17 protein-coding genes are annotated in these 11,907 nt (G+C 41.5%); 14 read left to right on the top strand and 3 right to left on the bottom strand.

Annotation, left to right across the window (positions count from 1 at the left end; translation table 11 throughout):
• Positions 1-50 precede the first annotated feature (50 nt).
• The 3 genes from EWA64_RS02435 to EWA64_RS02425 all read left to right on the top strand — a co-directional run bounded on the left by EWA64_RS02435 (position 51) and on the right by EWA64_RS02425 (position 2,127).
• Positions 51-473, top strand: a complete 423-nt coding sequence (locus EWA64_RS02435; RefSeq protein ID WP_061893795.1) for a DUF4259 domain-containing protein — start codon at positions 51-53, stop codon at positions 471-473.
• Between the two features lie 605 nt (positions 474-1,078).
• Complete coding sequence (locus EWA64_RS02430; RefSeq protein ID WP_061895067.1) at positions 1,079-1,480, top strand: hypothetical protein; 402 nt, start codon at positions 1,079-1,081, stop codon at positions 1,478-1,480.
• A 278-nt stretch (positions 1,481-1,758) separates the two neighbouring features.
• Positions 1,759-2,127 carry a hypothetical protein gene (locus EWA64_RS02425; RefSeq protein WP_055028398.1) on the top strand — a complete coding sequence of 123 codons (369 nt, stop codon included), beginning with the start codon at positions 1,759-1,761 and terminating at the stop codon, positions 2,125-2,127.
• A gap of 122 nt (positions 2,128-2,249) precedes the next feature.
• On the opposite strand, the gene EWA64_RS02420 is transcribed toward EWA64_RS02425, so the two are convergent.
• From EWA64_RS02420 to EWA64_RS02410, 3 genes are all read right to left on the bottom strand, one after another.
• Entirely contained in the window at positions 2,250-2,567 is a 318-nt protein-coding gene (locus tag EWA64_RS02420) for a CcdB family protein (protein WP_000077449.1), read from the bottom strand.
• Entirely contained in the window at positions 2,567-2,812 is a 246-nt protein-coding gene (locus tag EWA64_RS02415; RefSeq protein ID WP_001260801.1) for a type II toxin-antitoxin system CcdA family antitoxin, read from the bottom strand. The genes EWA64_RS02420 and EWA64_RS02415 overlap by 1 nt, the downstream gene beginning before the upstream one ends.
• Before the next feature lie 710 nt (positions 2,813-3,522).
• Entirely contained in the window at positions 3,523-3,753 is a 231-nt protein-coding gene (locus EWA64_RS02410; protein WP_039465662.1) for a PAS factor family protein, read from the bottom strand.
• 235 nt (positions 3,754-3,988) lie between these two features.
• Here EWA64_RS02410 and EWA64_RS02405 point away from each other — a divergent pair, with 235 nt between their 5' ends.
• The 11 genes from EWA64_RS02405 (at position 3,989) to EWA64_RS02345 (ending at position 11,694) form a co-directional block, all read left to right on the top strand.
• Positions 3,989-4,273, top strand: coding sequence for a MazG nucleotide pyrophosphohydrolase domain-containing protein (locus EWA64_RS02405; protein ID WP_025640084.1), 285 nt, complete (start codon positions 3,989-3,991; stop codon positions 4,271-4,273).
• A 153-nt stretch (positions 4,274-4,426) separates the two neighbouring features.
• Positions 4,427-4,906 (top strand): GNAT family N-acetyltransferase, encoded by a 480-nt coding sequence (locus tag EWA64_RS02400; RefSeq protein WP_061896012.1) that lies wholly within the window; start codon positions 4,427-4,429, stop codon positions 4,904-4,906.
• Between the two features lie 135 nt (positions 4,907-5,041).
• A complete protein-coding gene (locus EWA64_RS02395) occupies positions 5,042-5,656 on the top strand; it encodes a hypothetical protein (RefSeq protein WP_061896013.1) in 615 nt (204 codons plus the stop codon).
• 165 nt (positions 5,657-5,821) lie between these two features.
• Positions 5,822-6,526: a hypothetical protein gene (locus tag EWA64_RS02390; RefSeq protein WP_061896014.1), complete on the top strand. Its 705-nt coding sequence runs from the start codon at positions 5,822-5,824 to the stop codon at positions 6,524-6,526.
• 618 nt (positions 6,527-7,144) lie between these two features.
• Positions 7,145-7,603 carry a hypothetical protein gene (locus EWA64_RS02380; RefSeq protein WP_000400717.1) on the top strand — a complete coding sequence of 153 codons (459 nt, stop codon included), beginning with the start codon at positions 7,145-7,147 and terminating at the stop codon, positions 7,601-7,603.
• A gap of 135 nt (positions 7,604-7,738) precedes the next feature.
• Positions 7,739-8,251: a hypothetical protein gene (locus tag EWA64_RS02375; RefSeq protein WP_061896015.1), complete on the top strand. Its 513-nt coding sequence runs from the start codon at positions 7,739-7,741 to the stop codon at positions 8,249-8,251.
• A 117-nt stretch (positions 8,252-8,368) separates the two neighbouring features.
• Complete coding sequence (locus tag EWA64_RS02370; protein WP_061896016.1) at positions 8,369-8,587, top strand: hypothetical protein; 219 nt, start codon at positions 8,369-8,371, stop codon at positions 8,585-8,587.
• An 812-nt stretch (positions 8,588-9,399) separates the two neighbouring features.
• The gene (locus EWA64_RS02365; protein WP_001223794.1) at positions 9,400-9,654 is read left to right on the top strand and encodes a type II toxin-antitoxin system Phd/YefM family antitoxin; all 255 of its coding nucleotides are present in this window, start codon (positions 9,400-9,402) and stop codon (positions 9,652-9,654) included.
• Positions 9,647-9,910, top strand: coding sequence for a Txe/YoeB family addiction module toxin (locus tag EWA64_RS02360; protein ID WP_000098716.1), 264 nt, complete (start codon positions 9,647-9,649; stop codon positions 9,908-9,910). The genes EWA64_RS02365 and EWA64_RS02360 overlap by 8 nt, the downstream gene beginning before the upstream one ends.
• Positions 9,911-10,049: 139 nt before the next feature.
• Positions 10,050-10,262: a hypothetical protein gene (locus EWA64_RS02355; protein ID WP_061893076.1), complete on the top strand. Its 213-nt coding sequence runs from the start codon at positions 10,050-10,052 to the stop codon at positions 10,260-10,262.
• A gap of 748 nt (positions 10,263-11,010) precedes the next feature.
• A complete protein-coding gene (locus tag EWA64_RS02345) occupies positions 11,011-11,694 on the top strand; it encodes a DUF4238 domain-containing protein (protein ID WP_045572547.1) in 684 nt (227 codons plus the stop codon).
• The last annotated feature ends 213 nt before the right edge of the window (positions 11,695-11,907 follow it).

Raw genomic sequence — 11,907 nt, 5'->3', positions numbered from 1 at the left:
GCGTTGCTCACCCCTTAATTGGGCGTTATGCGTAAAAGAGGAGTTATAGTTTGGGTGCATGGAGTGAAGACAATTTTGGCAATGATAGTGCCAGTGACTGGATCTGGGAATTGGAGAAATCAAAAGGGTTAAATACTCTACTGTCACCGATACAATTGGTGTTAAATGAGAATGAGTACTTGGAAGTAGATATTTGCTCCGAAGCTTTAGCTGCTTCAGAAGTGATTGCTGCGGCGATAACAAGCGACCACACTTTGTTGCCAGATGAAGCTCGAAATTGGCTTAATCGTAAGCAAGGTTGGCTAATTGGTCGTAAGCCTCAAGTAACAGCAGAGCATGCGAAACAAGCTCTAATGGCAGTTCAAAAAGTACTTTCAAACTCTGAGCTTCAAGAACTCTGGGAAGAGGATGGAGTTAATGAAAAATGGAGAACAATTCAAAATAATCTCATTGCCAAGTTAGAAAACGCATAACAAAGCGTTTAAGACAGATTCGCAACGCTCGGCGTTTTCGGTTTGCTTTGAATTTAGTGTTTACGGCACAATGGTTTAGGTTAAGTGAAAGCGTTGCTCACTACTTAACGCGGCGTTAGCTTAAAACATTAAAAATCAGTTGTTTGTGGTTTTTTCTTTCTTCCTTTGACCATTCGTTCAGGTTTTCGGCAAATCAGCATTGTTTGCCAACGCAAGTCTTGAGAAGTTGCCTCAATTGAGTTTTGGGCTTGCGTGAGGTTAGCCAGTTTGGTGCAAAGTCGCGTTGGAAGTTTTGCTTTCGCTTTGAGTTTTCCGAAAGTGATTTATCAAAATTTTCGGGTTTTCAAATCGCATGAAAGGCCACAAAGTTTGAATCAATTTGGGTTTTAAAACTTAAGTGGTTTGCCGGTTTCCTAAATCGGATTAATCTCAGGTTTAGTAAATCTTAAGGTGCTGAAATTTAAGCTAACAAACTGCTTAAGAGGGATTCGCAATGCGTGGCATTTTCAGCATGCGGCGGGTTTTGTGATTCAGGTGGTGTGCGGTAGCTCTTGCAGTGCATTGCTCACCCCTTAGCAGGGCGTTATACCACTAGGGAGAATATAGTGCGTGATCAACTAAAACACCTTACTGAAGAAGATTATTGGGTATATGGAATATCCGAGTCAGATTTTGATCATGTGCTTACTTTGGTTCGCGAAATGATCGATGCTAGAAACGAACAGTATGAATCGAATGCAGCAAGGATCAGGAGTGAAAGCCCTGATGTAGCTGATGACATACTAGATGATGTCGCTTATTACACCTACACCGATAACCGGTATTTGTGGCAGTTTGCTCTTTGGCGTTTACAAGGGTTGATTGAGGCTGTTATTGCACATCAACTTCTTCCTCTGAAAAATAACAAAAAGTTGTTTGGGCTTAAGGCTAAGCTCGATGCTCTGCAAAAGTTAGGTTACAGCATTTCTTTGCAGGAAATTGATGAGTTACTGCTATGGGCGAATTAGCGAAATGCGATTTCTCATGCTCCTCCTGAGCAATTTGGACCTGCGCCTTTATGGGAAGAAGATATCGTTGAGTATCAAAAATTTGTTAAAGGTCTGTACTTAAGGTGGAGCTCGGAAATGCCTGAAGAACAAGTGGTATAACAATCAATTTAAGAGGGATTCTCAACGCTTGGCATTTTGGCTTCTACTTCAAATTTAGTGTTTATGACACAATGCTTTTGGTTTGGGTGGAGGCGTTGTTCACCCCTTAATTGGGCGTTATAAGCCAAAGAGGAATCATGGAAAATTCGTTAATACTTGTTGCTCTGAGTGAGGGGCAAATCTCCCAAGCTAAAGCGGTCAATGGACAGCGTAAGAAGATTACCCATGCATTACTTTGTGGTTCTTATGGGCAAATGTTTGGCACTGAGAAACAGTGCTCGAAATACTACAACGTATGGAAAGATATTTTCAAAGATCTATTTGCCGAGTCAAAGACTGTGCAGGTTTGTGATGTAATTCATTACGAATCAACTTTTGATTTAGTTAACATTCTAATATCTGCTTCTGACAAAAAGAAACAGGCTAATAATTGTATTAAACCAACTAAAAGCCAGAAACCTCAGCCAAAAGAAAAGAAAGGGTTTTGGGCGCGTATCTTTGGGTAGGCTTATAACAAACTGTTCAAGAGGGATTCGCAACGCGTGGCATTTTCACTATGCGTTGGTTTTAGTGATTAAGTTGGTGTGCGGAGGCATCGGTATTGCGTTGCTCACACCTTAACAGGGCGTTATATGCCAGTAATCAAAAAGTCGATAGCAGCGATAATCTCATCTCTGAAAGTGCTTAAGTCTGCGACGGGCTCAACTAAGATTTTGGTTGGTACGCTTGCCATTTGTTGAGTAAGAATGACAAAGTCACCTTGTTCAATATGGATCGTTGGACACAAATGGCTTGGTGCTTTCTTTTCTAGTAAATCAAGTGGTGTAAGTGGTATCACCAATCGAGTATTTAGCGTATTGAGCAGCTCACTTTGTACGTCAACAAAATAGGGATAAGCGGTAGACGTACTTTTGTCGAGATTTTCGTAAAGGGTAAATTGAGACATCAGAATACTCGGTATGAATCAGAAAAAAGGCCATGTTTCTCAGTAAGTTCGTTACAAGCTTCAATGGCTTCGGCATTTTGTTCTAGCCATTCAGCTTTCAATCTAGAGGAAACTTCTTTTTCTAAGGCTTTTTCCATCGTAGCGGATAGATTGATATTAAGGCGTTTAGCTTCAGCAAGTAACTCACTGTTTAAGCTAAGATTGGTAGCCTTTTTGGGTGCTTGTGTACTAAACGTGGTTCTCATGCAGTTACTCCGTGCGTATTCTAAATGCGTATTGATTATAGTGGTAAAAATGGCATATAACAAACGCCTCAAGAGGGACTGTCAACGCGTGGCGTTTCCAGTCCCATTGAGCCGCGGTGGTTTCGGTTGTTGTGTTTGGGTCTTGTGGTAATGCGTTGCCAGCCCCTTAGGCGGGCGTTAGCTTAAAACAATAAAAATCAATTGTTTGCAGCCTGTTTTTTTCTTCCCTTGGCAGTTCGTTCAGGTTTTTCGGCAAATCAGCATTGGTTGTCAAAGCGAGTTTTGGGTTGTTGCCTCAATTGAATTTTGGGATTGCACGAGGTTAGGAAGCTTGGCGCAAAGTCGCTTTGGAAGTTTTGCTTTCGCTTTGAGTTTCCCGAAAGTGATCTATCAAAATTTTCGGGTTTTCAAATCGCATGAAAGGCCACAAAGCTTGAGCCAATTCGGGTTTTAAAACTCAAGCGGTTTGTTGGTTTCCTAAATCAGGTTAATCTCGGGCTTAGTAAATCTAAGGTTCTGAAATTTAAGCTAACAAACTGCTTAAGCGGGATTCGCAATGCGTGGCATTTTTAGCATGCGGTGAGTTTTGTGATTAAGGCGGTGTGCGGTAGCTTTCGTAGTGCATTGCTCACCCCTTAGCAGGGCGTTATGTGATTAGGTAACTAAAACGGCCCTTTGGAGTTGAGGATCGTTATAATTTGTAGCTCGACTCAATGCTCTGGAGTTTCTAGCAAGTGAATAGCACTTTCGACGGCGTTACTCATTGCTTGTTCCGTTTCTAGCTTGCCTGAACTGGCAGGTCCAAGCGCTCGAGCATACAAAGCGAGCTGTTTATCAAAGGGCAAATCCAACTGCTCGTAAAGATTTTGTCGAATTTTCGCATGTTGTTCGGGGTCTTGATTTGCAAGGCTTACAAGAGTTTCATAAATCAGGGCTTTCATGTGATGTCCATTTTATTATAGTTTACGGGGTGCATAAGATTGTACTCGTCAAGCGATAGTAATGCTAACGTAACAATCACATAACAAGGCGTTAAAGAGGGATTCGTGCCGCGTGGCATTTTTAGTTTGCGGTGATTTTTGTGGTGAAAGTGGCCTGCGGAAAGTTGGTTTGTGCGGCACTCACCCCTTAACGCGGCGTTATACGCTTTATGGAAAATGATACAAAAAGGACGTTATGAAGTTATCTGAGTTACAAAGTCATATAAAAGAATTCGATTATGCGCCAGAGCAATCTGAACACTATTTTTTAAAACTAATCGAAGAAGTTGGTGAATTATCGGAATCTATTCGCAAAGGCAAAAGTGGGCAACCAACGCTAGATGAGCTCAAAGGTTCAGTCGCAGAAGAGTTATATGACGTTTTGTATTATGTTTGTGCTCTAGCCAATATTCACGGTGTAAACCTTGAGAAAACGCATGAACTAAAAGAAGTTTTGAATAAAGTTAAGTACAACCGATAGGACGCGTATAACAAATTGTTCAAGAGGGATTCAGCACGCGTGGCATTTTTACTATGCGTTGGTTTTAGTGATTAAGGCGGTATGCGGTAGTATCGGTGTTGCGTGCTTCACCCCTTAACAAGGCGTTAGGCGCTATTCACTTTAGGATTAGGGATGAACGTAGAATTTAAAGTGATCAATTTGGCGCAAGACTATGATTTTTGCGTAGCTGCTCGAAAGGATGCTTACTATTGCAGTTTCGAGACCTTTTCGGGTTTTGATGATTTCATAGCAGGTTATCGAGAACGAATTCAAGAAAGGCAATCTGGAGCAGGTTGGTTTTACATCCATATCTGGTTGGATGGAAAATTGGTAGGGCAGTTAGAGTTTCGTTCTTTTTCACCCGAGCCAGAGACCGGTTATGTTCATTTAGTTTACTTGTTGCCTGAAGTTCGCGGTTCTGGTTTGAGTCAGCAAGTTCAGGTCTACCTCGAATCAGAATTAGCACGAGCTGGCTGTAATCGAGCTGTGCTTTCCGTGAGTAGAACGAACGCAAGGGCGTTAAGGTTCTATAAGCGTAATGGTTGGGTATATTGTCGCCCTAATCCGAAGCACGATGAAACCGATTTTTACCAATTGCAGCTGCGCGCCTAACAAAGCGTTAAAGAGGGACTTGGCACGCGTGGCATTTTCAATTTGCGTTGGGTTTAGTGGTTAAGGTGTGATGCGGTCACTTTTGTATTGCGTGCCTGCGCCCCTTAACGCGGCGTTAGGGCTTAGGAGACTTAATTGAAGTTACCAACTCATACTAAAAATGCTGTTGCTATTACAGCTAAAATTCAAAGCCTTGGCATTTCATTACTTGTCCAACAAAAGATAGGCACTTTTGCTATTGTATGGGGCATGTTTGAATCTCACTTAGAAAGAGCTGTATGGTGCCTACAAAATGAAAAAATCGAAGGTAAGCGCCCGTCTACAGATAAAACGTCAGCTCACACTTGGATAGATGTTTTATCTAATGGGCGTTCTGACTTAGATTCTGAAGCAAATGCAGTACTGCACTGTGCGGCTAAAGCTGCTAAAGATTTAATGAGTTATCGGCACTCTTTATTTCATGGATACCTTGTTCCTTTGGGAGGCACTGCGATGTTTATACGCAATCCTACTTGGCATGGGGAAATCAGGAATAGAGAAGCTGGTGATGCTCATATTGATGAAAATATTATTGATTTGGCAATAGATGCGGCTTGGGTTTTATTTCGGGTAGTTATCGCTGTAACAAAGCTCGAAGATAAATTTTGTACTTCAGAAATCGAACAATTAGCCAATGAAGTTAATCGAATTCGTAATAACGCCAATGAAGTTCGTCACCTTAGTTATTTGTATAACCAAGAGAAGTACTAAGGTCGCGGACAGTTCGCCCTAACAAACGCCTCAAGAGGGACTGTCAACGCGTGGCGTTTCCAGTCCCAATGAGCCGCGGTGGTTTCGGTTGTTGTGTTTGAGTTTAGTGGTAATGCGTTGCCAGCCCCTTAGGCGGGCGTTAGCAGTACACGGTGGTAAATCAGTATGGAACATGACAAATCGAGATATTTTTTCTACGAGCCTGAAAATTCGATTCGTCGTGAGTCGATGTTAATGAACAAATTATTGTTTGATCTACAGTTAGCCTATGCGATGAAGGGGTATTACCTCAAAGCTTACCGTACTGATGTCGATGATAATGGCTATGACTTAGTCCTTGATTCTGAAGATATAAGCAGAAAGGTTCAGGTCAAATCGACAATGGTTGATTCCTCCACTAAGTCTTGGGATATAGCTAAAGGTGTACTGCGTCCCGAGCTTCACCAAATGCGTAAGCATTCTATGTGGTCTAATTTGACTGCGGGTATTGGTGGGGGAGTAATTTTGCAAGAAGTCACATTGAATCAAGATGACATTGATGTAAATTATTACTATACCGATTTGGTTATTCTCTCGCTCTACTGCTTTGAGATCATCGGGAACAAAGTGAACCATAAAAGTGCTCGTAGGGTTATAGGTGAGCTTCATCATGAACATTTCCATGACAAGGTAGCACTTTCAAAAAGCTGCTTTCTCAAGCTTAAATCACCGTCTGCCTTGCTAGAGTTAATGGGATTTACTCAAAGTCGGATGTACGGGGATATTATTTACAAATTGCAGTGTATTAATAATCCAAAACATCGTTCAGCGCCACACGAGTACTATCGAGAAAAAATTGTACAGTTGATAAATTCAGTAAAGTACTGCTAACAATCAATTTAAGAGGGATTCCCAACGCTTGGCATTTTGGGTTCTACTTCAATTTTAGTGTCTATGGCACAATGCGTTAGGTTGGGTGGTAGCGTTGCTCACCCCTTAATTGGGCGTTATGCTTAATCATGTAAAGTCAGTGGGTTATGATTTTTCTTTGTTCCCTCGGCTTTTCAGTTTTGTGTTTGTCGGCAAGTCGGCTTTTTTGAGCGCTGTTTTTCGGACATCAATTCTTTGGCGCTGGAAATTCAGAGAATTGCCTCATTCAATTCTCGGGCAAGCGCGAGGTTAGGGCGGTTGGCTCAATCAGAAATCCATTTTTAGGTTTTCAAACTTCAAACCAGATTTGCCAAAATTCCGAGCCTAATTATCAAAACTATGATTCATTTCGGTTTTCTACGTTTTGGCTTTTGTTTCTGAATCAAAGTCGAGTTAATCTTGGTTCTAGTTAATCGTAAGCCTTTGAAGCTTAAGCATAACAAGGCGTTTAAGCGGGATTCATGCCGCATGGCATTTTTGGTATGCGGTTGGTTTTGGTGGTGAAAGTGGTCTGCGGAAGCTTGGTTTATGCGGCACTCACCCCTTAACGCAGCGTTATGTGTATTTGGAGATCGAGGTATGGAACATAACTTTGAACGGTTAAAAGAGCACATTTTACCTTTGTCCAACTCAAGTGAGTTTCATCTCGCAAAGAATGAATGGTTGCTTGTTGGTGTAGAAATTCAGGAAGACTTTGACTGTTGCCCTTGTGGTCAGCCGATAAAAGAGCTTTGTTATATTAAAAATCAACTAAACGGCAATAAAACTTACGTAGGGAATGTGTGTGTAAACAGGTTTATCGGCATTGACACTGGTAACTTATTTGCAGGTCTCAAACGCATAGCCAAAGATGTAAATGCTAATGCCAACGAAGATCTAATTATCCATTCTTATAGACTAGGTTACATATACGAAAGTGAGTACCACTTTTTGATGAAGACAAAACGTACACGTAGTCTTTCGGAAAAGCAGCTTGCTTGGAAACAAAAAATTAACCGCCGCATACTCAATCATACAGTGGTAAGAAAAGACACATAACAAACGCTTCAAGAGGGACAGTCAACGCGTTGCATTTTTATTATGCGTTGATTTTTGTGGTTATGGTGTTATGCGGAAAGTGAGTAGTAGCGTTGTCTGCCCCTTAAGCGGGCGTTATGCATATTAGAGAAAATTATGAACTCATACACGAGCGAATGTAAAAGATTGTCTATCAACGCACGAGCAGCAATTGGTTTGCTCATCTTTGAACGTTTTTGTGTTCTTCATGGCTTGAAACTTCAAGAAAATCAAGATTTTTTGGATCATTTATGGAGTTGGTTTTTAGTTGATGGTCCAGACGAATTCGAACCTTGGGAATCTAAAAGAACCACTTTGGTCAATTGTGGGCTAGGTGATGAATTTCCCGAGGGCTTATTACATTCCCTTGCTCAAAATGGTGTTGGTGAAAGCCAGTTTAGAACTATTGTTGGGGGAATAACAGATATATTATGGGGTAATTTTTGGGGAGCTGCTGAAAACGAATTATCAATGGCTGCACTTGAAAATGTCATTTCAGCTAGTGGTTTAGAGCAGTTTCCCGTTTTAACACCTTTCAAGTTCTCATTGTTTTCACAAAACGGTGGCTGGGGTGAAAAAGTTACGTCTCAGGATTTGGAATTTTGGCGAACCTGTGTGAAATATGCATAACAAAGCGTTTAAGAGGGATTTGGCACGCGTGGCATTTTCAGTTTGCGTTAGGTTTGGTGGTTACGGCACTGTGCGGTAGCTTTTGTGTTGCGTGCCTGCACCCCTTAACGCGGCGTTATGTTTAATCACCAAAAATCAGTGGATTATGATTTTTCTTTGTTCCCTCGGCTGATTGGTTTTGTTTTTGTCGGCAGTTGGCTTCAGCGGGCGCTGTTTTCCGGACAATTATTCTTTGGCGCTGGAAGTTCAGAGAATTGCCTCAATCAATTTTCGGGTAAGCGCGAGGTTAGGGCGGCTGGCTCAATCAGTATTTTAACCACAAGTTTTTGGGCTTGAATTGCCAAAATTCGAAGTCTGTTTTTCAAATCTATGAGTCGTTTCAGTTTTCTGGGTTTTGGCTTTTGTTTGTGAGTCAATGCTGGGTTAATCTTGGTTTAGGTAAAACGTAAGTCATTGAAGCTTAAACATAACAAACGGTTCAAGAGGGACAGCCAACGCGTGGCATTTTCACTATGCGTTGGTTTTTGTGGTTACGGTGTTATGCGGAAGCTTGGTAATGGCGTTGGCTGCCCCTTAACCGGGCGTTATGCTTAATCATTTCAAAACAGTGGCTTATGGTTTTTCTTTGTTCCCTCGGCTGGTTGGTTTCGAGTTTGTCGGCAAGTTGGCTTTATTGGGCGCTGTTTTCCGGACACCTATTCTTTGGCGCTGGAAACTCGGAGAATTGCCTCAGTCAATTTTCGGGCAAACGCGAGGTTAGGGCGGTTGGCTCAATCAGCAATTTGATCTTAGGTTTTTGAGTTTTGACAGCCAAAGTTCAAAGTCTGATTTTCAAAATTATGAGTCATTTCTGTTTTCTATGTTTTGGTTTTTGTTTGTGAATCAAAGCTGAGTTAATCTTGGTTTGGGTTAAACGTAAGCCATTGAAGCTTAAGCATAACAAAGCGTTAAAGAGGGACTTGGCACGCGTGGCATTTTCAGTTTGCGTTGGATTTAGTGGTTACGGCACTATGCGGTAGCTTTTGTATTGCGTGCCTGCGCCCCTTAACGCGGCGTTAGCTGCCTACTGGCGAATATGTTCCTTTAGCTGTACAAGTTGAGTTGTGAATACTATACTTGTTCCGTAAACAGTGCATGTGGGAGGTTCTATGAGAATCGTTTCTTTTACAGAAGCTAGGAATAGTTTAAAAGCAGTCTTGGATGCCGTTGTGAATGATGCTGATACAACCGTTATCACTCGACGTGATTCAGAAGATGCCGTGGTTATGTCGCTGGATTATTACAATAGTCTAATGGAAACCGTACATTTGCTTCGCTCTCCAGCGAACGCTGAACATCTAAACCGTTCCATTGCCCAGTTCAAAGCGGGAAAAGTTACCCAAAGAGATCTGATTGATGAGTAGTCGTTTACTGTCATGGACAGATGAGTCCTGGGATGACTACTTGTACTGGCAAACACAAGACAAAAAAACACTCAAGCGGATCAATAAAATCATCAATGATGTTAAGCGTTCACCGTTTGAAGGCATTGGTAAACCAGAGCCTCTAAAGGAAAATCTATCTGGTTTTTGGTCTCGACGGATCGATGATACCAATAGACTGGTTTATGCTGTTGATGATAATGCAATAACGGTTATTTCGTGTCGCTACCATTATTGAACCAACTGACTAAAGGCAGCTAACAAACGCTTCAAGAGGGACAGCCAACGCGCGGCATTTTTACAATGCGTTGTTTGTTGTGATTACGTTGTTATGCGGAAAGTTGGTAGTAGCGTTGTCTGCCCCTTAAGCGGGCGTTATGTTTAATCACCAAAAATCAGTGGGTTATGGTTTTTCTTTGCTCCCTTGGCTTGTGAGTTTTGTGTTTCTCGGCAAGTTGGATTCAGCGGGCGCGGTTTTCCGGACAATTATTCTTTGGCGCTGGAAATTCAGAGAATTGCCTCAATCAATTTTTGGGCAAGCGCGAGGTTGGTTCGGCTGGCTCAATCAGTATTTTAATCACAGGTTTTAGGGCTTGAATTGCCGAAATTCAAAGTCTGTTTTTCAAATCTATGAGTCGTTTCAGTTTTCTGGGTTTTGGCTTTTGTATGTGAATCAAAGCTAAGTTAATCTTGGTTTTGGTAAAACGTAAGTCATTGAAGCTTAAACATAACAAAGCGTTAAAGAGGGACTTGGCACGCGTGGCATTTTTAGTTTGCGTTGGGTTTAGTGGTTACGGCACTGTGCGGTAGCTTTTGTATTGCGTGCCTGCGCCCCTTAACGCGGCGTTATGCTTAATCACTTAAAATCAGTGGTTTATGATTTTTCTTTGTTCCCCAGGCTTGTTTGTTTCGAGTTTTTCGGCAAGTCGGCTCCAGTGGGCGCTGTTTTCCGGACACTTATTCTTTGGCGCTAAAAACTCTGAGAATTGCCTCAATCAATTCTCGGGCAAGCGCGAGGTTAGGGCGGTTGGCTCAATCAGAAATCCATTTCTAGGTTTTCAAACTTCAAACCAGATTTGTCAAAATTCCGAGCCTGATTATCAAAACTATGATTCATTTCGGTTTTCTACGTTTTGGCTTTTGTTTGTAAATCAAAGTCGAGTTAATCTTGGTTCTAGTAAAACGTAACCCATTGAAGCTTAAGCATAACAAGGCGTTCAAGAGGGATTCATGCCGCGTGGCATTTTTAGTATGCGGTGAGTTTTGGTGGTGAAGGTGGCTTGCGGAAGGTTGGTTTATGCGGCATTCACCCCTTAACGCAGCGTTAGGAATATTGAAATGAAGCAACATAGTGTACAAGAAGCATACTTAAAATCCTTTGAAGATAATGGCCGCATCTGGGCTCATGAAATGGCGACAAAACCTCCACGTCATATACCAGCAAAAAAATGCACTATGGAGGTTGATTTTCAGAATCACGATACCGAGCACTTTCAAAATCGAAATATTGAGAAGCCAGCAATTGAAGTTATACGTGCTCTACAAAAAGGTGAACCGATAGACAACGATAAGGCCGAAAAGCTATTTATGTGGTCTGAACTTCATTTATTGAGGAATCAAAAGTTTAGGTCATATGACGAAATGGACTATTCTAAAAATTATCATTATCTGACCGAAATTGAATCTAAGTTTCGTAGATACTTTTGCTATTTATCTGTTTATAGGTGTTCTGGTGAAGAGTATTTTATAACATCAGATAACCCAGTAATGGATCTTTCTGTTAATGGTTTTTTGGTACGGATCTTTTCTTTGTCACCAGATTGTTTGGTGTTGATGTCACCGATTCCCGAACTTTTGAAAACAGACATTAGTTTTCCAGAAATGGTTAACTCGTCACTATATGCTAATAGGTATAAGTATGTGTTTAGCAATAGGAGAGTTTTGCCTCTGGAAAGTTACGAACTTAATGCTACGAAATTCAGGCTAAAAGGTTCATTAACAACTCAAAGGTTTGTGGGCTAATATTCCTAACAAACGCTTCAAGAGGGACAGCCAACGCGCGGCATTTTTATTATGCGTTGGTTTTTGTGGTTACGGTGTTATGCGGTAAGTTGGTAGTAGCGTTGGCTGCCCCTTAAGCGGGCGTTAGCTTAAAACAATAAAAATCAGTTGTTTGTGGTCTTTTCTTTCTTCCTTTGGCAATTTGTTCAGGTTTTTCGGCAAATCAGCATTGTT

The organism is Vibrio cidicii, assembly GCF_009665415.1.
GTDB lineage: Bacteria > Pseudomonadota > Gammaproteobacteria > Enterobacterales > Vibrionaceae > Vibrio > Vibrio cidicii.
This window is presented reverse-complemented; position numbering and strand designations above follow the sequence as displayed.